19 protein-coding genes are annotated in these 19,217 nt (G+C 70.6%); 12 read left to right on the plus strand and 7 right to left on the minus strand.

Annotation, left to right across the window (positions count from 1 at the left end):
• Positions 1-46 precede the first annotated feature (46 nt).
• The 3 genes from AC3DEV_RS01625 to fgd are packed head-to-tail and all read left to right on the plus strand — an operon-like array spanning position 47 to position 2,836.
• Complete coding sequence (locus tag AC3DEV_RS01625; RefSeq protein ID WP_488371096.1) at positions 47-847, plus strand: SDR family NAD(P)-dependent oxidoreductase; 801 nt, start codon at positions 47-49, stop codon at positions 845-847.
• Positions 848-885: 38 nt separating this feature from the next.
• The gene (locus AC3DEV_RS01630; RefSeq protein ID WP_488371097.1) at positions 886-1,770 is read left to right on the plus strand and encodes a TIGR03619 family F420-dependent LLM class oxidoreductase; all 885 of its coding nucleotides are present in this window, start codon (positions 886-888) and stop codon (positions 1,768-1,770) included.
• Positions 1,771-1,816: 46 nt separating this feature from the next.
• Positions 1,817-2,836, plus strand: coding sequence for a glucose-6-phosphate dehydrogenase (coenzyme-F420) (gene fgd, locus AC3DEV_RS01635; RefSeq protein WP_488371098.1), 1,020 nt, complete (start codon positions 1,817-1,819; stop codon positions 2,834-2,836).
• A 49-nt stretch (positions 2,837-2,885) separates the two neighbouring features.
• On the opposite strand, the gene AC3DEV_RS01640 is transcribed toward fgd, so the two are convergent.
• On the minus strand, positions 2,886-3,341 hold the full coding sequence (locus AC3DEV_RS01640; protein ID WP_488371099.1) for a hypothetical protein: 456 nt from the start codon (positions 3,339-3,341) through the stop codon (positions 2,886-2,888).
• Positions 3,338-4,972, minus strand: a complete 1,635-nt coding sequence (locus AC3DEV_RS01645; protein WP_488371100.1) for a GMC oxidoreductase — start codon at positions 4,970-4,972, stop codon at positions 3,338-3,340. Before AC3DEV_RS01645 ends, AC3DEV_RS01640 begins: the two co-directional genes overlap by 4 nt.
• 144 nt (positions 4,973-5,116) lie before the next feature.
• On the opposite strand from AC3DEV_RS01645, the gene AC3DEV_RS01650 reads away from it, so the two are divergent.
• The 3 genes from AC3DEV_RS01650 (at position 5,117) to AC3DEV_RS01660 (ending at position 6,846) form a co-directional block, all read left to right on the plus strand.
• Entirely contained in the window at positions 5,117-5,881 is a 765-nt protein-coding gene (locus AC3DEV_RS01650; RefSeq protein ID WP_488371101.1) for a 3-oxoacyl-ACP reductase, read from the plus strand.
• Positions 5,882-5,934: 53 nt separating this feature from the next.
• Positions 5,935-6,300: a hypothetical protein gene (locus AC3DEV_RS01655; protein ID WP_488371102.1), complete on the plus strand. Its 366-nt coding sequence runs from the start codon at positions 5,935-5,937 to the stop codon at positions 6,298-6,300.
• Between the two features lie 75 nt (positions 6,301-6,375).
• The gene (locus AC3DEV_RS01660; RefSeq protein ID WP_317468797.1) at positions 6,376-6,846 is read left to right on the plus strand and encodes a hypothetical protein; all 471 of its coding nucleotides are present in this window, start codon (positions 6,376-6,378) and stop codon (positions 6,844-6,846) included.
• 72 nt (positions 6,847-6,918) lie between these two features.
• Here the strand turns inward: AC3DEV_RS01660 and AC3DEV_RS01665 are convergent, their stop codons facing one another.
• The gene (locus AC3DEV_RS01665; protein ID WP_067716967.1) at positions 6,919-7,143 is read right to left on the minus strand and encodes a hypothetical protein; all 225 of its coding nucleotides are present in this window, start codon (positions 7,141-7,143) and stop codon (positions 6,919-6,921) included.
• 134 nt (positions 7,144-7,277) lie between these two features.
• Between AC3DEV_RS01665 and AC3DEV_RS01670 the strand changes: the two genes are divergently transcribed.
• On the plus strand, positions 7,278-8,216 hold the full coding sequence (locus AC3DEV_RS01670) for an SDR family oxidoreductase (protein WP_488371103.1): 939 nt from the start codon (positions 7,278-7,280) through the stop codon (positions 8,214-8,216).
• A 116-nt stretch (positions 8,217-8,332) separates the two neighbouring features.
• Here AC3DEV_RS01670 and AC3DEV_RS01675 read toward each other — a convergent pair whose 3' ends face one another.
• From AC3DEV_RS01675 to AC3DEV_RS01690, 4 genes are all read right to left on the minus strand, one after another.
• Complete coding sequence (locus AC3DEV_RS01675; RefSeq protein WP_119192587.1) at positions 8,333-9,445, minus strand: NDMA-dependent alcohol dehydrogenase; 1,113 nt, start codon at positions 9,443-9,445, stop codon at positions 8,333-8,335.
• Between the two features lie 104 nt (positions 9,446-9,549).
• A complete protein-coding gene (locus AC3DEV_RS01680; RefSeq protein ID WP_488371104.1) occupies positions 9,550-11,079 on the minus strand; it encodes an aldehyde dehydrogenase family protein in 1,530 nt (509 codons plus the stop codon).
• A gap of 178 nt (positions 11,080-11,257) precedes the next feature.
• The gene (locus AC3DEV_RS01685) at positions 11,258-12,964 is read right to left on the minus strand and encodes a helix-turn-helix domain-containing protein (protein ID WP_488371105.1); all 1,707 of its coding nucleotides are present in this window, start codon (positions 12,962-12,964) and stop codon (positions 11,258-11,260) included.
• A gap of 90 nt (positions 12,965-13,054) precedes the next feature.
• Positions 13,055-13,993: a helix-turn-helix domain-containing protein gene (locus AC3DEV_RS01690; protein WP_488371106.1), complete on the minus strand. Its 939-nt coding sequence runs from the start codon at positions 13,991-13,993 to the stop codon at positions 13,055-13,057.
• 168 nt (positions 13,994-14,161) lie between these two features.
• Between AC3DEV_RS01690 and cysD the strand changes: the two genes are divergently transcribed.
• Genes cysD through AC3DEV_RS01715 form a run of 5 tightly spaced genes read left to right on the plus strand, consistent with a single transcriptional unit; the run spans position 14,162 to position 19,212 of the window.
• Positions 14,162-15,079: a sulfate adenylyltransferase subunit CysD gene (gene cysD / locus AC3DEV_RS01695; RefSeq protein ID WP_488371107.1), complete on the plus strand. Its 918-nt coding sequence runs from the start codon at positions 14,162-14,164 to the stop codon at positions 15,077-15,079.
• Positions 15,079-16,974 carry an adenylyl-sulfate kinase gene (gene cysC / locus AC3DEV_RS01700; protein WP_488371108.1) on the plus strand — a complete coding sequence of 632 codons (1,896 nt, stop codon included), beginning with the start codon at positions 15,079-15,081 and terminating at the stop codon, positions 16,972-16,974. The genes cysD and cysC overlap by 1 nt, the downstream gene beginning before the upstream one ends.
• A 4-nt stretch (positions 16,975-16,978) precedes the next feature.
• Positions 16,979-17,887, plus strand: coding sequence for a sulfite exporter TauE/SafE family protein (locus tag AC3DEV_RS01705; protein WP_488371109.1), 909 nt, complete (start codon positions 16,979-16,981; stop codon positions 17,885-17,887).
• A 57-nt stretch (positions 17,888-17,944) separates the two neighbouring features.
• Positions 17,945-18,592, plus strand: coding sequence for a cation:proton antiporter domain-containing protein (locus AC3DEV_RS01710; protein ID WP_488371110.1), 648 nt, complete (start codon positions 17,945-17,947; stop codon positions 18,590-18,592).
• Positions 18,526-19,212 carry a cation:proton antiporter domain-containing protein gene (locus AC3DEV_RS01715; RefSeq protein ID WP_488371234.1) on the plus strand — a complete coding sequence of 229 codons (687 nt, stop codon included), beginning with the start codon at positions 18,526-18,528 and terminating at the stop codon, positions 19,210-19,212. Before AC3DEV_RS01710 ends, AC3DEV_RS01715 begins: the two co-directional genes overlap by 67 nt.
• Positions 19,213-19,217 lie beyond the last annotated feature (5 nt).

Here is a 19,217-nt window from a genome sequence, read left to right on the forward strand (position 1 = left end):
GGCGGGTTGACGCCCCCGCTCGGCTGCACCGACGTGAAAGGCCTCGATGACCACCACGAGCACGACGATGCTCCCCGCCCGTGCCGCGGCCCGCCTGTCGGACAAGGTGGCTGTCGTGACCGGCGCCGGTCAGGGTGTGGGCCGGGGCATAGCCCTCGCGCTGGCGGAATCCGGAGCCGCGGTGCTGCTGGTGGGCCGGACACTGCGCACGCTCGAATCGGCGGCCGAGGAGATCCGCGCCACCGGCGGCACTGCGGACTCCCTGGTCGTCGACATCACCCACGAGACCGCGGCGGAGTCGATCATCGCGACCGCGGCGAGGTGGCTGGGCTCGGTGGACATCCTGGTCAACAACGCGAACCTCGCGGAACCGATGCCGCTGGACGAGTACTCGGACGCCGCGTTCCGCACGGCCTTCGAGGCCGGACCCCGGGCCTCGCTAAGCCTCATGAAGCAGGCCCGCCCGTACATGGTCGCGCGGGGTGGCGGGGTGGTGATCAATCTCGTCTCCTCGGCCGCGGTCCGGTGGGACGCGGCGGACTACGGCGTCTACGCGGCGGTGAAGGAGGCGATCCGGGCGCTCACGCGGGCGGCCGCCTGTGAATGGGGTGCGGACGGGATCCGAGCCCTCACTGTCGCCCCCCACGCCCACAGCCCCGGCCTCGACTGGTGGATGCGCCACAACCCGGAGGAGGGCGAACAGTTCATCGCCGGCATACCGGCCGGGCGGGTGGGCGACCCCGTGGCAGACATCGGCCGGCCCGTGGCGTGGCTGTGCACGGCGGAGGCGTCCTACCTCACCGGCGTGACCATTCCGCTCGACGGCGGTCAGTCCCGCTGGGGCTGACCACCGCGTCCATCGTTTCCGACAGAAGAGGTCACATCATGCAGTTCTCCGTTCCGGTCGCGTTCAGCCCGATCGACCAACTCCTCGGCCTGGCCCGCGCGGCCGAGGACGCGGGCTTCGCCCGCGTCACGCTTCCCGATTCGCTGTTCCTGCCCCACCGGCAGGACACCGACTACCCGTACACGCCCGACGGGGCGCGGATGTGGGACGAGCACACCCCGTGGGTCGAACCCCTGACCGCGATCGCTGCGATGGGTGTGGCCACCTCGACCATCAGGTTCTGCCCGCAGGTCCTCAAACTCGGACCCCGTCAGCCCCTGCTGCTGGCGCGGCAGTTGTCCACGGTCTCCCACCTGACCGGCGGACGCATCGACCTGGGGGTGGGGATCGGATGGGACCCCAACGAGTTCGCGTGGTGTGGAGTCCCCTACCCGGGGCGTGGCAAGAGGGTCGACGAGATGCTCGAGATCATCCGCCTGGCCGGTGACGGCGGGTGGTTCGAATACCACGGTGAGCACTTCGACTTCGACCGCCTCACACTGGATCCGCCGCCCGTGGCCCAGGTGCCGTTCTACGTGGGCGGCCACACCGCTCCGGCGCTACGCCGAGCCGTCCGGGTCGGCCAGGGGTGGACCTCGGCGATGATGGGATTCGATGAGATCGCCGCCACCATCACCCGCCTCGGAGAACTGCTCGAGGCCGACGGCCGCTCCCTCGCCGACCGCGGGGACGGCCGGCCGTTCGAGATTCAGGTGGCCTGCACCGACCGGTACGGCACCCGCGGTTTCGCCCAACTCGAGGAGGCGGGGGTCACCGATGTCATCGTCATCCCGTGGCTGATCGAGGGCCACGGATACGACGCCCCCCTGGACGCCAAGCGCGACTCTATCGCCCGGTTCGGCGAGAAGTACATCAGCGGCTGACCTCGACACACATCAAGCACACCTCTACGGCCCCAAGGAGCCCCACATGCCCGACACCCCGTCCCTGAAGCTCGGTTACAAGGCGTCGGCCGAGCAGTTCGGTCCGCGTGATCTGGTGGAGTTCGCCGTGTTGGCGGAGCGGGCGGGGATGGATTCGGCGACGGTGTCTGATCATTTCCAGCCCTGGCGCCACGACGGTGGTCATGCGCCGTTCTCGTTGGCGTGGATGACGGCGGTGGGTGAGCGTACCGAGCGGCTGCAGTTGGGCACCTCGGTGCTGACGCCGACGTTCCGGTACAACCCGGCGGTGTTGGCGCAGGCGTTCGCGACGATGGCGTGCCTGTACCCGGGCCGCATCTTCCTCGGGGTGGGCACGGGTGAGGCGCTCAACGAGATCGCCACCGGCCACCAGGGTGAGTGGCCGGAGTTCAAGGAGCGGTTCGCGCGCCTGCGTGAGTCGGTCCGGCTCATGCGCGAACTGTGGACCGGTGAGACCACCAACTTCGAGGGCGACTACTACTCCACCAAGGACGCATTCCTCTACGACGTGCCCGAGGGTGGCGTGCCTGTCTACGTCGCCGCGGGCGGTCCGGTGGTGGCCAAGTACGCCGGCCGCGTCGGCGACGGGTTCATCTGCACCTCCGGCAAGGGGATGGAGCTGTACACCGACAAGCTGCTGCCGGCCGTCGAGGAGGGCGCGCAGATCAACGAGCGTGACTCGTCGAAGATCGATCGGATGATCGAGATCAAGATCTCCTACGACCCCGACCCGGCCGCCGCGCTGGAGAACTGCCGCTTCTGGGCCCCGCTGTCCCTGACACCGGAGCAGAAGCATTCGGTGGATTCGCCGCGGGAGATGGAGCGGCTGGCCGACGAGCTGCCCATCGAGCAGGTGGCCAAGCGGTGGATCGTCGCCTCCGACCCCGACGAGGCCGTCGAGCAGGTCAAGAAATACGTTGACGCGGGCCTGAACCACCTGGTCTTCCACGCCCCCGGCCACGACCAGAAACGCTTCCTCGACCTGTTCACATCCGACCTCGAACCGCGACTGCGTCGCCTCGCGTAGGCACCGCGGGCGGGCAGGTGACCCGCCCGCCCGGCCGCCCACCCCGCGCTTAGGCCCGGGTGAGCAGCAGCGGAGCCGCCGCGACCCGCGACCAGGGCCCGCCCGCGAAGGTCAGGCCGATCAGGCGCCGGTCGTCGAGCGGCCGGAATTCGTCCCGCACCCAGCGCCACGGCACCGGGCTCGAGGCGCCGTACGAGCAGACGATCACCTGACCGCCGTCGAGCCACGAGGACTCCTGCGTCACCCGCATCGGCAGGGTCTCCCGTGGCGGGCGGCCCTCGTCGTCGTCGACCAGGTTCATCGCGCCGCCCCCGGGGGCGAAACGCTTGCCCTGCCAGCCCGGCATCCCGCCGAGGGCGATCGCGCGCGGCGCCACCACCCTCAGCGGTGCCGGGCCGAGTAAGGTGACGAGGTAGTCGCCCGGGGCGGGCGGGTCGGTCGGCGGCGCGGCCTGCGAGAACAGGGCGCGCAGTCGGCCGAGCGAGGTCGGCAGGGCGGCGGTCACGGGGCTCCGATCGTGGGGGACGCGGGGTTGGGGGACACGGCGCGGCGGGCCCGGTAGCGGGTGGCGAACCGCTCGGCCATGGCGGTGATGGTCAGGCTCGGGTTGACGCCGAGGTTAGCCGGGATCGACGACCCGTCCACCACGTACAGTCCCGGATGCCCGAAGACCTGGTGATCGGTGTCGATCACGCCGTCGGAGGCATTTGTGCCCATCGCCGCGCCGCCGAGCACGTGGGCGGTGATCGACTTGCCGCCCACGCTCTCGAGCAGCAGGTTGAGGGGCCGACCGCCCACGGACTCGGCGAATCGCCGCGCGACCTCGTTGGCCTGCGGCAGATAGCTGGGGGCAGGCTCGCCCTCCCCGGCCCGCGACCGCACCACCCACCGCCACGGCGTGATCGGGGAGCGGTCGAACACGAGCCGGATCTCGTTCTCCTCGTTCTGCATCACCGTGAACACGCTCAGACGCTCGATGAAGTTGCGGGCGGTCATCAGCCGCACCTGTTGTAGAGGCCGCCGCGCGAGCTCGGCCAGGGCCGCGCGCCGGCGTCGAGCGGGATCCGCGCCGTCGATCAGCGGTCCGAGCTGCAGCCGCATGTGCCAGCCGCCGACGTACCGGTTCTGGGTGACGTGCGTGGCGGCGTCCGGGTAGAACTCGCTCGAGATGGTGGGGCCGCGGGTGAGGTCGGCGTCCGGGTCGTCGGCCAGGACCGCGGTGATGGCCTCGGAGTTGGTGCGCACGCCCTCGCCGAGCCGGGTCGAGACGCGGGGGAGCCGGCCCTGCTCGCGCGAGCGGAACAGCAATTCGACGGTGCCGAGGACGCCCGCCGCCACCACCACCTCGGCCGCGTGGAGCGTCTCACCGCCCGCGGTGCGGACCTCGAATCCACCGTCGGGGTGTTCGGCGATCGTGTCGACCTTGGTGTCGGGGCGGATCCGTGCGCCGCGGCGCTCGGCCAGCCACAGGTAGTTGAGATCGAGGGTGTTCTTGCTGCCGTACGGGCAGCCGACCAGGCACGCCCCGCAGAGCCGGCACCCCGTGCGATCAGGCCCCTCGCCGCCGAAGAACGGATCCGGCACGGTCACGCCCTCCTCACCGGGTGCGCCGAACCAGATCGCCATCGGCGTCGGGCCGTACGTCCCACCGGCACCCATCGACCGGGCCGTGGCCTCGAGGTGCCGGTCCATCTCGCCGACGTGGCTGGTGGTCTCGCGCCCGAGCATGCGGGCGGCGGTGCGGTAGTGCTCGGCCAGCTGGGCGCGCCACCCGTCGGTGACCGCGGGCCAGGCCGGGTCGGTGAAAAACTCGTCCTTCGGTTCGAGCAGCACGCCGGCCCACACGATGCTGCCGCCGCCCACGCCCGCACCGCCGATGATCCCGACGTGCCGCAGCACCCGCTGCCAGAAAAACCCCTTCAACCCCAGCTCGGGCAGCCACAGATACTTGCGCGGGTCTGTGCGGGCGGCGAGGAGATCGGCGGGGGAGTGACGACGACCCTGTTCGAGCACGAGGACCGAGCGCCCCTGCTCGGCCAGCCGAAGAGCCGACACCGCGCCACCGAAACCACTGCCGATCACGATGACATCAGCGGTGTTCGAGGGGCGCGGATCGCGCGGCGGGCCGGGGGGCATGCGCCGATCCTAGGACGGTTGTCCAGGTTCGCGGGGCGGATCAGGGAGGGCGGCTTGGTGCGGTCTGCGCGCGGCGGGAAGGTGGGCATCGCGTCCCCCTGGGGAACCACCGGGAAGTGAGTGACAGTGAGTACCGGAAACAGCATGCGAAGCAACGAGCAGGTCGTCCTGGTCACCGGCGGAGCCCGCGGACTCGGCGTGGAGATCAGCCGCGCCTTCTCCCGCAAGGGTGCGCTCGTCGTCGTCAACTATCGACGCAGCGAGGCCGCCGCTGCCGACCTCGTCCGTGAGCTCGGCGAGGACCGCGCCGTCGCACTGCGCGCCGACGTGACCGACGACGACGAGGTGTGCGCCCTCTTCGACACGGCCCGCGCCCACTTCGGTCGGCCGATCAGCACGGTGGTCAACAGCGCGCTGGTCGACTTCCAGTTCAACGGCGGCGCCCGGCCGCGGCCGGAGACCCTCACCTGGGAGGACTTCGACTCGCAGCTGCGTGGCGCGGTCAAGGGCGCCCTCGCCACCACCCAGGCCGCGCTACCGGGGATGCGCGAGGCAGGGTTCGGTCGGATCGTCACCATCGGCACCAACCTGTTCCAACACCCGGTCGTGCCGTACCACGACTACACCGCCGCCAAGGCCGCCGCGCTCTCGCTGACCCGCACCCTCGCCACCGACCTCGGGCCGGACGGCATCACGGTCAACATGGTCTCCGGCGGCCTGCTGCGCACCACGGAAGCCAGCGCCGCTACACCTGAAGAGGTATTCGACATCATCGCCTCCGGCACCCCGCTGCGGCGTGTGATCACCCCTGCCGAACTCGCCGACGCGGTGCTGCTCTTCGCCTCCCCATGGGCACGGGCCGTGACCGGACAGAACCTCATCGTGGACGGCGGGTTGGTCAAGGGCTGACGGCGCGGCGGTCACCCTTGCCCGGGCGAGCTCGGGTGGGGGAAGCTGGAGGAATGGAACTGCCCTCGGTCACCGCCTCGCGAACGGCCGAGGGCCGGCGGATCGAGGCGGCCGAGGCGGCGGTGGCCGAACTCGACCAGCGACTGACCGAGTGGGACGACCAGCGTGCCCTTGTCGCCGCAGCCGAGCTCGGCGACGACCCCCACGCCCACGTGCCCGCGACCTGGCCGACCGTCGCGGAGGCGCGGGCGTCCGCGGCCGGTCGGCTCGCGGCGCCGCTGTCACCGGCCGCCGTCGAGGCGGAATGCTTGGAGCTCCGCTGGGCGGGCCTGGGGAAACTGATCGGGGCCGGCATCTCGGCGGCGGTACTGCTGTCCGTGCCGTTGACGCTCGTCCTGCACGCACTGGTGGGATCATGACGGCCCCGGGGTCGGGGCTGGGGTCGGGGCCGGGGTCTCGGCGGCTCGGCGCATCGGCCGTGGGGCGGTGACGGTATGCCCCTGATCCTTGCGTTGCTACTGCTCACGGTGATCGCCGGGCTCGCCGCCTGGGTCGCGGCGACCGGCTGGATCGCGCGGTCCGGGCTGGAGGATCTGTCCCGCCGCCGCCGGCTACGGCGGGGTTCCGACCCGGTCCAGCTCACCGCCGAGCGCGCGGTGGATTCAGCCCGTCGTTCCTACTTCCTGGCGCTGGAGGCGCTGACCGAGACCCTCGATCGCTGGTACGCGCTCCGACCCACGCTCGGGATCGGCACCCCGCTCGAGGACACCTATCCCGACGTCAGGGACCGCACCGACGCCGATCCGGAGTTCGCCGCGCTGCTGGAGCGGGCGAACACCGCCTGCCTCGATAACCGCTCCGGCCACCCTGATGCGGTCCCGGACCTGCTCGAGGAGACCGCACGCATGGACTCACTGATGCTCGCCCTCCGCGAACGCGTCCACCGCGCGGGTCGGCCGAAATGACCGACTCCGCCTCGCCCCACCCACGCGTGGCGGGTGACGGGCAGGCGGAGTAGCGGTGTCCGCGGGGTGGGCTCAGGCGATGCCTGTGCCCTCGTCGGCCGCGGGGGAGGTGTTGGTGCCACCGTCGTTGATCTCGAATCGCGTCCACTTGCCGTCCATGTCGACCTCCATGGCGTAGCCGAGCGAGTCTTCCGGGACCTCGACCGTCTTGAACCAGTCGTAGGCCTTGGTGTCGTCGGCGAACTCCTTCTCGTCGATCACGTTCTGCTCGGGGTCAATCACGCGGTAACGGGGCATGCGTGCTCCTTCGTCTCGAGGGAAGTTGAGTTCTCTTCCGCAGTGTGGGGGATTCGGCGCCGACTCGCATCCGGACGGGCGGCCGCCCGTGGCGCGTACCGTCGATGCAGCTACACGACCCAGGAGGCCCGCCAGTGAGCACCGACCCCACCTTCACACCCTCCGACCAGCCCGACGCCGTCCAGCCCGACGACGCGGTGTTGATCGACCCCACCTTCAAGTACGAGGTGGAGATACCGATGCAGTCGCAGCCCGTCCCCGGGCTGGCGTCCGAGCTCGACCCGCCCGCCGACCACGGCGAGACGTCCTACGTCGGCCACGGTCGGCTCACCGGCCGGCGGGCGCTCATCACCGGCGGTGACTCGGGAATCGGTCGGGCCGTCGCGATCGCCTACGCCCGCGAGGGTGCCGATGTCGCGATCGGCTACCTGCCGTCCGAGCAGTCCGACGCCGACGAGGTCGCGCGACTGGTCCGCGAGGCCGGGCGGACATGCGTGCTGCTGCCCGGCGATGTGGGCGATGAGGAGGTCGCCCGGTCGATCGTCCGCGACGCCGTCGCCGGGCTCGGTGGGGTCGACGTGCTGGTGCTGGGCGCCGCCCGGCAGACCTACGTGGAGAACCTTGAGGACCTCACCTCCGAGCAGTGGGCCGAGACGATGAACGTCAACATCTCGGCGCCGTTCTGGATGATGCAGGAGGCGCTGGGGCACCTCCAGCCCGGATCGAGTGTCATCTTCACCTCGTCGGTGCAGGCCTACACCCCGTCACCGGGCCTCGTGGACTACGCGACCTCCCGCGCGGCCGTGAACACCATGTCCAAGGCGCTGGCCCAGCAGCTCGCGCCCCGGGGGATCCGCGTCAACGCCGTGGCGCCCGGGCCGTTCTGGACCGCGCTGCAGGTCTCCGGCGGGCAGAAGCCGGAGAAGCTGCCGTACTTCGGTCAGAAGAACCCGCTGGGCCGGCCCGGTCAGCCGGTCGAGATGGCCGGCGCCTACGTCTACCTGGCATCCGAGGAGTCGTCGTACACGACCGGCAACACGCTGTCGGTGACAGGCGGTGCGCCCACGCCCTGAGCCGGCCCAGCGCCGCCAACCGCAGGAGCGTCTGCCGGCCATGACCGGGCCAACGACAGCACGCGCCGCCCCGGAATACCGGGATGGCGCGCGCCGCCAGGCCTCGCCGGCCGGGATCAGTTGTCGTGGATGATCACCCCGCGCATGATCTTGCCGTCCTGCAGGTCCTGGTAGCCCTCGTTCACCTGGTCGAGCGTGTAGGTCGTGGTGATGAGTTCGTCCAGCTTGAGCTTGCCCTCGTCGTACAGGCGCAGGAGCTTGACGATGTCGTACTGCGGGTTGGCGGAACCGAACAGGGTGCCTGTGATGGTCTTCCCGAACAGGGCCATCATGGTGCCGCTGACCTGGACGGTCTTGTCCGTCATGTTGCCCAGGCCGGTGATCACCACCGTGCCGCCCTTGCCGATCACGTCGAACGCGCTCGAGACGACCTGCTCGTCGACGGTGCCCACCAGGATGAGCGCCTGGTCCGCCATCTGGCCCCAGGTCAGTTTCTCCACCTCGGCGTGGGCTTCGGCGGCGTCGGCGAAGGCGTGGGTGGCGCCGAACTTCAACGCCTCGTCGCGCTTGAACTGAACGGGATCCACCACGACCACGTGGCGGGCACCGGAGTGGACGGCGCCCTGGACGGCGTTGATGCCCAGGCCGCCGATTCCGTAGATCACCACGGTGTCGCCCTGGCGCACGTTGCCGGCGTAGGTGGCGGTGCCCCAGCCCGACGGCACGCCGCAGCCCACCAGGACGGCCTTGTCGAGCGGCAGCCAGTCGTCGACCTTGACCACCGAGTGCTGCGAGATCACCGAGCGCTCGGAGAACGTACCGAGCATGCACATCGCACCGAAGTCCTTGCCGTCCGAGTGGAAGCGGAAGGTCCCGTCGGGCATATGGCCCTCGAGGATCGTCGCTCCCATGTCGCAGAGGTTCTGCCGCCCGGTCGAGCAGTAGCGGCAGGTCCCGCAGTTGGGGATGAACGAGCACACCACGTGGTCGCCCGGCTTGACCTTGGTGACGCCCACGCCCACGGCTTCGATGACGCCGGCTCCCTCGTGCCCGCCGACGATCGGGAAGCGCGGCGGGAGTGAGCCGTCGGACAGGTGCAGGTCGGAGTGGCACAGGCCCGCGGCCGTGTACTTGATCAACACCTCACCGGGGCCGGGATCGTCCAGGTCGAGCTCGATGATCTCGAACGGCTTGTGGAGGTCGAACAGTACTGCTGCTTTGGTCTTCACGGCGTGTTCCTTTCAGGTAGTGCAGGGTGGGAAGAGAGGGGAGTCGCCGACGTCCCCGGAGGGGGCACGGGGACGCCGGGTCCCGGTTCGTGGAGCTCGATCACTCAGAGCTGGATGTTGACCGACCTGGTCTGGGTGTAGAGGTCCAGCGCACCCTGGCCCAGTTCGCGGCCCCATCCGGACTGCTTGAACCCGCCGAACGGCATGGCGGTGTCGAAGCCGTTGTACTGGTTGACCCAGACCGAGCCGGCGTGCAGACGGCTGGCGACCTTGTGGGCCTTGGAGATGTCCTTCGTCCAGACGCCCGCGGCGAGGCCGTAGATCGAGTCGTTGGCCTGCCGGACCGCGTCGTCGATGTCGGTGAACCGCAGGGCCGAGACGACGGGGCCGAAGATCTCGTCCGTGACCACCCGGTGGTCGGGTTCGACGTCCACGAAGACGGTCGGTTGGACGAAGAAGCCGGTGTCACCGTGTCGGCCGCCACCGGTCAGAGCGCGTCCGCCGTCCTCGATCCCGGCTCGTAGGTAGTAGGAGACCTTGTCGAACTGGTCCTGGTCGACGAGCGGGCCGAGTTCGGTGGCGGGGTCCAGGCCGTGCCCGATGGTGGCCTGGGCGGCGGCGTCGGCGACGGCCTGCGTGAACTCCTCGTAGATGGAGTCCTCGACGTACAGGCGGGTGCCGGCGGTGCAGGCCTGCCCGTGGTTGAACATCCACGCGGCCACGGACCCGGCGACGGCGGCCTCGAAGTCGCAGTCGGCGAAGACGATGTTGGCGCTCTTGCCGCCCAGCTCGAGGGAGACCTTCTTGAGGTTGCCCTTGGCGGCGTCGACGATCAGCTTCCCGACCTCGGTGGAGCCGGTGAAGGCCACCTTGTCCACGTCGTCGTGGGCCGAGATGGCCGCGCCGGCGTCGCCGAAGCCGGTGACGATGTTGACCACGCCGTCGGGAACCCCGGCCTCGGCGATGACCTCGCCCAGCAGCAACGCGGTCAGCGGCGTCTGCTCGGCCGGCTTGAGGACCAGCGTGTTGCCGGTGGCCAGGGCGGGGGCGAGCTTCCACGCCGCCATGAGCAGGGGAAAGTTCCAGGGGATGATCTGCCCGCACACGCCCACGGGGACGCGCTGGGTGTAGGCGTGGAACTGCTTGTCGCCGGCGAACGGCATCGACACGTTGACGGTGGAGCCCTCGATCTTGGTGGACCAGCCGGCGTAGTAGCGGAACACGTCCGCAGCCCATGCCACGTCGACGGCGGTCGCGATCGCCACGGACTTGCCGTTGTCCAGCGCCTCGATCTGGCCGAACAGCTCGGCCTTGGCGTCCAGCAGGTCGCCGATGCGCCAGAGGATCTGCTCGCGCTGGTTGGGCTTCATCGTGGCCCAGGCGCCGTCGTCGAATGCGCGGCGTGCGGCGGCCACGGCCCGGTTGACGTCCTCGGGCCCGCCGTGGGCGACCTGGGTGATCTCGGCGCCGGTGGCGGGGTCGTAGGTGCCGAACGTGCGGCCGTCGGCGGCGTCCACCCACTGGCCGTCGATGAACAGCTGGTGCGGGCGGGCGAGGAACTCGCGGGCCTCGGCGCTGAGCCGCTCGTCGAATCGGCCGGTGGTGCCGGTGTCGCGGGAGAGTGTGCCGGTCATGATGTCCTCCAGAATTCCGACCGGCTCTGGTTGTGATACCGGTCACAACCCATCATGGGGTCGTGGGCGGCACGCTGAGTGTTCAGATTCTGGACAACATGGACAACACCGACAGCATCGACGACGCCGGGCCGAGGCCGGGCCGAGGCCGGGCCGAGGCCGGGCCGACGCCCGCCCGCTAGGACAAGCCGAACTCGCGCATCCGGGCGTACAGGGTGGTCCTGCTGATGCCCAGCCGTTTGGCGGCGCGTGACCGGACGCCGTCGCAGTCGGCCAGGGCGGCGACGATCGCGTCGTACTCGCCTCTCGCCAGCTCCCCGGCCCGGGGCGGGCGTCCGGTGCGGGCGCGGGACGGCAGTGAGTCCACGTCGAGGGTCGTCGACCCCCTGTGCCCGGACTCGGTGAGGCATTCGCTCAGGATCGACCGCAGGGAGATCAGTCCGTTGGGCAGGTCCAGGGCGCAGACGGCGTCCGTGAAGCGCGCCGTGGGCACGGTCGGGCCGAGCCCCTTCTCGGCGGTCAGCTCCGCCACCATCCGGGCGACGATCTCGGAGCTCTCGGCCCCGCGTTCGTGCAGGGGCCGCAGAACGGTCCTCGTCCCGCAGGCGTCCAGTGCCTCCGTCACCGCCGCGCGGGGGTCCTCGCGACTGGTGACGACGACGAGGGCGGCCCCCGCCGACCGTAGGCGTGCTGCCAGGCGGCGCAGGTCGGCGTCGTCGAGGAGGTCGATGTCGTCCAGGACCAGCGGTCTGCCCTCATCGCCCTGGTCACGTAGGGCGGGCACTGCGAGCCCGATCCACGCGGCGTCTGCGCTGTCGGCTTCCGCGAGGCGGACGTGCAGGGCGCCCGGGCCGGCGATGTCCCGCGCCGTGGTCGATCGTCCCGACCCGGAAGGGCCGACCACGGCGTGGGCCCGCCCGGTGGCCCCGCTGGAGGAGCCGGGCGAGGGGGCGGCGGGCGTCGCCGACACCCCCGGGATGGCAGCGGGCAGGGGAGAGGTGGAGGCCGGCCGGGTGCTGCCCAGGACGGGCACGGCCGGGTGCTGATGGTCGGGGAAGACCAGGTCGAGCAGGTGCCCACGACGACCGACGCGGCTCGAGAGCACCCCGACCGTACCCACCGACAGCTCCACGGAGTCTCCCAACTCGTCCCGGTCGACCAGGCGCCGGAGCCTGCCGAGGTCGCGGGAGTCCAGCCGTTCCAGGCTCGAGTGCGAGGCCAGGACGACCTCGTCACCGAACGCGCAGGTCGCGGTGTCGGAGGTACGGGTGCGTTCGACGAAGCGGTGCCACAGTTCGCGGTCGTCGGCACGGGCGGTGTCGACATAGCGGGCCTCGATGTCCGCGACGATCTTCCGTACGAACGGCGCGAACATGCGGGAGGCGTCGGCGCTCATGCCCGTCAGATCCACCGCGCCGACCAGGCGTCGCGTGAGCGGGTCGATGATCGGGTGCCCGTAGCAGGCGAAGTCGCGCAACACCTCGGCGAAGTGTTGCTCGCCGTGGATGAACACCCCGGCGCGGGTCTCGAGGGCCGTGCCGATTCCGTTGTTGCCCACCGCGTCCTCGGTCAGGGTCGCCCCGTCGTCGACCCCGCGCCGCAGCAACATGCGGGAGATCCGGGCGTTGTCGCGGACCGAGCGGATGACCCGGCCCTCACGGTCGGCGAGCAGGAGCATGGCCCCGGTGTCCTTGAGGACCTCGTCCAGGTCGTCCATCACCGGTCGGGCGGCCTCGGCGAGCCGGTGGGAGCGCGATGCGCGCGGGTCGGGGGCGCCGGGCCGGGCGCTCTTCGGGGTGAGTCCGCACGATGCGGATCTGCGCCAGGACAGATCGATGTGGTCCTCACCGGGGGCAGGGGAGGGCGGGCGGACGGTCTGGGTCACAGGGCGCCTCCGGCCGGTCGAGGGGTGTGATCTACATCACACGGACGCCGGGGCGGGCGGGTGTGAGGGCGGCGGCAGGCGGGTCCGGGCTCAGTGGCTGCGGGCGGCGTGGGCCGGGTGTACCGGGTGCGCGGGGAGCTCGGGCGCACGGGCGGGGCGCGGATGCGCGGCGAGTCGGGAGGAGACCTCGCCCGCGCACCCGGTCACGGCCTCGACCGCGCGCGCGACGGACCGGCCGGTCATGCGCCGCCCCGGGGTCACGGCCACCGAGCCGATGGCCCGGCCGTCGGCCCGCAGCACGGGAGCGGACACCGAGGTCACCGCGAGGTCGGCGGCGGAGGAGAGTTCGGCGTCGGTCACATCGATCTCGGACAGCTCCACGAAGAGTTCGGAGACGCGGTCGCGCACCAGGGCTCCCACGCCCGAGGACTCCAGGAAGTCGGCCATCCGCAGCAGCTCGCGGCGCGCGGGGGTGAGGCGCTCGATGGACCAGCCCCGCCGGGCGATCTGTGGCATCACCAGCTCCAGCCGTTCCCTGGCCGCCCCGGTGAGCCCGCCGGAATCCGACAACCACCGCCGCTGGTCGACCAGCGGAAGCCGCGCGACGAGCTCGCGGGCGAAGGGCGCCCGCACCGGGACGACGTGGCCGACGGCGATGCCCGGTCGTGAGGCGGTGCGCATGCCCGCCCCGACCACGTCCACGACCTCGCTCATGCCGTCGCGGGTCTCGAAGACCACGGCGGCGATGCCCGTGGCGTCGACGAGCTGCTCGAGCGGTTGTCTGGCGGCCCGGGCCAGGTCGACCTCGGCGGACAGCGACGCGGCGACAGAGCGCATCCGGGGCCCGGCGCGCCACCCACTCTCGAGCTTCTCCGCCCACTGCTCGTCCTGCATCCCGACCAGCACGGCGTGCAGGGTCGAGCGGCTGGCCCCGGTGGCACGAGCGATCTCGGCGAGGGGCAACGGCGGGCCCCCGATCGACAGCGCCTCGATCACGGAGAGCACACGATAGGTGGGGTCATGTCGCATAGCCGACACCTTATGTCGATATACGGACAAATAGGCCGCGATTGCCTTCACTGTGATGTAAATCGCCGCCACCGAGGCGCACGATGGTGACCGAACCAGATCGCAGACAGAATGGTCTGCCGTCTACCGTCCGGCCACGCCGGACCAGCCCACGACATTGGAGGTCGCATGACAGCGAGGACGGCGGTGACGCTCTCTCACCTCGACGCACTCGAAGCCGAGTCCGTCCACATCTTCCGCGAGGTAGCCGCGCAGTTCGAACGCCCGGGGATGCTGTTCTCCGGCGGCAAGGACTCCGTGGTGATGTTCCACCTGGCCCGCAAGGCGTTCTGGCCCGCGCCCATGCCGTTCCCGCTCATGCACGTCGACACCGGGCACAACTTCGATGAGGTCATCGAGTACCGGGACAGGGTGGTCGAGGAGACCGGCGTCCAGCTGCTCGTGTCGTACGTGCAGGACGACATCGACGCCGGCCGCGTGGCTGAGGAGACCGGCGTCGGCACAAGCCGTAACCGGCTGCAGACCACGGCCCTGCTGCGGGGTATCCAGGAGAACCGCTTCGACGCGGTCTTCGGCGGAGCCCGCCGCGACGAGGAGAAGGCTCGGGCCAAGGAGCGCGTCTTCTCGTTCCGCGACGCCTTCGGCGCCTGGGACCCCCGCGCACAGCGCCCGGAGCTGTGGAAGCTCTACAACGGCAACCATCGCAAGGGCGAGCACATCCGGGTGTTCCCGCTGTCCAACTGGACCGAGCTGGACATCTGGCAGTACATCGAGCGCGAGGACATCGACCTGCCCCCGATCTACTACGCCCACGAGCGCGAGGTCATCGAGCGCGACGGGATGCTCCTGGCCAACACCCGGTTCCTCGAGACGCTGCCCGGCGAGGAGGCGCGCACCGAACTGGTCCGCTTCCGCACCGTCGGCGACGCCACCTGCACCGGTTGTGTGGAGTCCGACGCCGCCGACAACGCCGCCGTCGTGGCCGAGGTCGCGGGCACCCGCGTCACCGAACGCGGCGCGACCCGTGCCGACGACCGGATCTCCGAGGCCGGTATGGAAGACCGCAAGAAGGAAGGCTACTTCTGATGAGCACCGTCACCACCGCTTCGACTCTTACCCCGGAGCAGCTGCACACCATGTCCGAGCAGGCCCAACTGCTGCGCATCGCCACCGCGGGGTCCGTGGACGACGGCAAGTCGACCCTCATCGGGCGCCTGCTCTACGACTCCAAGGGGATCTTCGAGGACCAGCTCGCCTCGATCGAGGCCACCTCCGCCAAGCGCGGCGACGAGTACACCGACCTCGCGTTGCTCACCGACGGCCTGCGCTCCGAGCGCGAGCAGGGCATCACGATCGACGTGGCCTACCGCTACTTCTCGACCCCGCGGCGCAAGTTCATCATCGCCGACACCCCGGGCCACGTGCAGTACACGCGCAACATGGTCACCGGTGCCTCGACGGCCGACGTGGCGATCATCCTGGTCGACGCCCGCAAGGGCGTGCTGGAGCAGACGCGCCGCCACGCGTTCCTCTCCGCGCTGCTGGGCATCCCGCGCCTGGTCGTGGCCGTCAACAAGATGGACCTGGTCGATTACGACGAGGCCACCTACGAGGCCATCCGTTCCGAGTTCACCGACTTCGCCGCCAAGCTCGAGGTCCACGACGTGACGTTCGTGCCGTTGTCGGCACTCAAGGGCGACAATGTCGTCGACCGCACCGACTCGATGCCCTGGTACACGGGCCCGGCGCTGCTCGACCACCTCGAGAACGTGCACATCGCCTCGGACCGCAACCTCACCGACGTCCGGTTCCCCGTGCAGTACGTGATCCGCCCCCAGCGCGCCGACGGCATGGACCACCGGTCCTTTGCCGGCACCGTCGCCGGGGGCATCATGAAGGTCGACGACGAGGTCGTGGTCATGCCGTCCGGCCGGCAGTCCACCATCAAGGCCATCTGGGGCCCGGGCGGCGCGGAACTGGACGAGGCGGCGGCGCCAGCCGCGGTGACCATCGCTCTCAACGACGAGATCGACATCGTCCGCGGCGAGATGATCGCCCGTCCCGGCAACCGCCCGCACCAGGGCGCCGAGCTGGAGGCCATGGTCTGCTGGTTCGCCGACGACTCCACACTGACGCCCAACAGGCGGTACGTCGTCAAGCACACCACCCGCGACACCAAGGCGATCGTCACGGGGCTGGAGTACCGGCTCGACATCAACACCCTGCACCGCGACCCCGACCCCACCGAGCTGGGGCTCAACGAGATCGGCCGCATCGGCCTGCGCACACAGACGCCGCTGATGTACGACCCGTACCGCCGTAACCGCGACACCGGCGCGTTCATCCTCGTGGACGAGATCACCGGCAACACCGTGGGCGCGGGCATGATCATCGGGCCCGCCACCACGGGGTCCAACGTGGTCTGGCACGCCGGCGCGGTCCAGCGCGGAGACCGCGGGCAGGGCCGCACGCTGTGGCTCACGGGACTGTCGGGCTCGGGCAAGTCCACGATCGCCTCCGAGGTGGAGCGGCTGCTCATCGAGGCCGGGCACCCCGCCTACATCCTCGACGGCGACAACCTGCGGCACGGCCTCAACGCCGACCTCGGCTTCTCGGCCGAGGACCGGGCGGAGAACATCCGCCGCACCGCGGAGGTGGCGGCGCTGTTCGCGGATGCGGGCGTCGTCGTCATCTGTTCCCTCATCTCCCCGATGCGCGCCGACCGCGAGAAGGCGCGCAGCGTCCACGCCGCGGCCGACCTGCCGTTCGCCGAGGTGTTCGTGGACACCCCGTTGGCCGAGTGCGAGGCGCGCGACCCCAAGGGGCTGTACGCAAAGGCGCGCGCCGGAGAGATCCCCGAGTTCACCGGCGTCTCCGCGCCGTACGAGCCGCCGCTGACCCCCGACCTGCACCTCCGGCCGGAGGACGGCACCGCGGAAGAGGTTGCACAGAGGATCGTCAGCTCGATCCTCGGGGTCTGAGCCGGTGCCGGAGGCGCTCTGGACCTACGACTCCCTCGGGCTGCTGGTCGTCAGCGCAGTCATCGGCGTGGTGATCGGTCTGACGGGGATGGGCGGCGGCGCCCTGATGACGCCGGCGCTCATCCTCGTGGGCATCCCGCCGACGGCGGCGGTCGCCAACGACCTGGTGGTCAACGCGGTCAACAAGGTCATCGGCGCGGGCGTGCACTGGCGGCACGGCAAACCCAACCTCAAGATCGCGTTCTGGCTCATCCTGGGATCCGTGCCGACGGCCTACCTGGGGGCCTGGCTCGTCCACGCCATCGGCGCCGACGACGTGCAGGGGCTGCTGAAGAAGGCCATCGGTGCGACGCTGATCGTGGCGTCCACCGCCTACTTCCTGCGGGCGTTCTTCGAGATGTCCGGGCGCATCCGCACAGGCGATGACCCGGACCCGCCGGTCAAGCCGCTCATCACCCTGCTGGTCGGCGTGATCGGCGGCCTGATGGTCGGCATCACGTCGGTCGGCTCGGGCACCGTCATCATGATGTGCATCATGCTGCTGTACCCGACCCTGGCGGCGTTGCGACTGGTGGGCACCGACCTGGTGCAGGCGGTCCCACTGGTGATCGCGGCGGCGATCGGGCACGTCATGGTCACCGGTGTCGACTGGAACCTGCTGGTCCCGTTGTTGATCGGTGGGGCGGTCGGCACGTTCTTCGGCTCGAAGTTCGCCAGCCGCGTCCCGCAGGGGCTCATCCGCAGGGGCGTCACGATCGTGCTGGCCGTGACCGCCTCGGCGATGCTGGGCGCCTCGCCGGCGCTGATCGGCGTGATCACGCTGGTGCTCGTGGTGGGCGGGCCGCTGGTGTGGCGGTTGCTGGTCAGCAGGTATTCCGCGCGCGCCGACGAGCCCGCCGTCTCCTGCACCTGACGGGATCCCGACCGGTTCGGTGGCGCCGCGCCACTGTGAGCGCCCACACTTTCGTTCGTGACGAACACCGACCTCATCTACGCGGTCGTCGGCGCGGCGCTGCTCCTCGGCTCGCTCCTGCCGCGACTGCTCCGGGAGCGCATCCTGTCCGCCCCGATCATCGTGGTGGGTGTCGGCATGCTCATCGGCTGGCTCATGCCCAACGAGTCCCAACTCGTGGACGTGATCGAACACGCGGAGCTGGCCGAGCGGATTGCCGAGATCACGGTGATCGTGGCGCTCTTCGGCGTCGGGCTGGCCCTCGACCGCCCCCTGTCCTTCCGTGGCTGGACCACCACGTGGCGTCTGCTCGCCATCGGGATGCCGCTGTCCATCGCCGGCGTCGCGGTCCTGGGGTGGTGGGTGCTGGGGGTGACCCCCGCCGTCGCTGTCCTGCTCGGCGCCGTGCTCGCCCCGACCGACCCGGTCCTCGCCTCCGATGTGCAGGTGGCGGGCCCCGGGACGGGCGAGGCCGCCGACGACGAGCACGACGAGGCCCGTTTCGCCCTCACCTCCGAGGCTGGCCTGAACGACGCGTTCGCCTTCCCCTCGTCTACCTCGCCATCTACCTGGCCACCAAGGGCGGGCCGGGGGACTGGCTGTGGAGTTGGCTGGCCTGGGATCTGGTGGGCAAGACCGTCATCGGTGCCGTGGCGGGGTGGGTGATCGGCCGGATGATCGCCACCGTGCTCTACCGACACCGCGTCGGGGGATACCAGCTCATCGGCTACGCCGAACCCGCGGCCGCGGTGGCCACGCTGCTGTTCGCCTACGGGGTCGGCGAACTCGTGGGTGGCTGGGGCTTTCTCGCCGTGTTCTTCGCCGCCCTCGGTGCGCGGTCGGCCGAGCGCTCCGATGAGCGGCACGCCCACTTCCACGAGTTCATCGAGTACACCGAACACCTGCTCACCCTGCTCATCCTGCTGGTGATCGGGGCGTCGTTCATCTCCGACGCGGTCTTCCGGCTCGAGTGGTCGCACGCGGTCGTCGCGGCCGGGGTGCTGTTCGTGATCAGGCCCCTCACCGCCTGGATCGCGTTGATCGGCGACGGCAGACTGCGCTCGCCGGAGCGCCTGTTCGTCTCGGCGTTCGGGGTGCGGGGCGTGGGGTCGTTGTTCTACCTCTGCTACGCCATGGGGTACTTCTCCAAGGAGGACGGCTGGTCGCTGTGGCCCGCGGTGTCGCTGGTCATCGTCGCGTCCATCGTCCTGCACGGCGCGGCGTCGTCCCCGGCCGTGTCCTGGCTCGACCGCCACCGCGGGCGCGGGCGCACGCCGGCGCCCTGATGCCG

The sequence above is a fragment of the Dietzia sp. IBK-p2-15D genome, from assembly GCF_057773105.1.

Coding starts and splice junctions, on each gene's coding strand:
- AC3DEV_RS01625 (WP_488371096.1), top strand. CDS start 47: ATGACCACCACGAGCACGACGATGCTCCCCGCCCGTGCCGCGGCCCGC.
- AC3DEV_RS01630 (WP_488371097.1), top strand. CDS start 886: ATGCAGTTCTCCGTTCCGGTCGCGTTCAGCCCGATCGACCAACTCCTC.
- fgd (WP_488371098.1), top strand. CDS start 1,817: ATGCCCGACACCCCGTCCCTGAAGCTCGGTTACAAGGCGTCGGCCGAG.
- AC3DEV_RS01645 (WP_488371100.1), bottom strand. CDS start 4,972: ATGCCCCCCGGCCCGCCGCGCGATCCGCGCCCCTCGAACACCGCTGAT.
- AC3DEV_RS01650 (WP_488371101.1), top strand. CDS start 5,117: ATGCGAAGCAACGAGCAGGTCGTCCTGGTCACCGGCGGAGCCCGCGGA.
- AC3DEV_RS01655 (WP_488371102.1), top strand. CDS start 5,935: ATGGAACTGCCCTCGGTCACCGCCTCGCGAACGGCCGAGGGCCGGCGG.
- AC3DEV_RS01660 (WP_317468797.1), top strand. CDS start 6,376: ATGCCCCTGATCCTTGCGTTGCTACTGCTCACGGTGATCGCCGGGCTC.
- AC3DEV_RS01665 (WP_067716967.1), bottom strand. CDS start 7,143: ATGCCCCGTTACCGCGTGATTGACCCCGAGCAGAACGTGATCGACGAG.
- AC3DEV_RS01680 (WP_488371104.1), bottom strand. CDS start 11,079: ATGACCGGCACACTCTCCCGCGACACCGGCACCACCGGCCGATTCGAC.
- AC3DEV_RS01690 (WP_488371106.1), bottom strand. CDS start 13,993: ATGCGACATGACCCCACCTATCGTGTGCTCTCCGTGATCGAGGCGCTG.
- cysD (WP_488371107.1), top strand. CDS start 14,162: ATGACAGCGAGGACGGCGGTGACGCTCTCTCACCTCGACGCACTCGAA.
- cysC (WP_488371108.1), top strand. CDS start 15,079: ATGAGCACCGTCACCACCGCTTCGACTCTTACCCCGGAGCAGCTGCAC.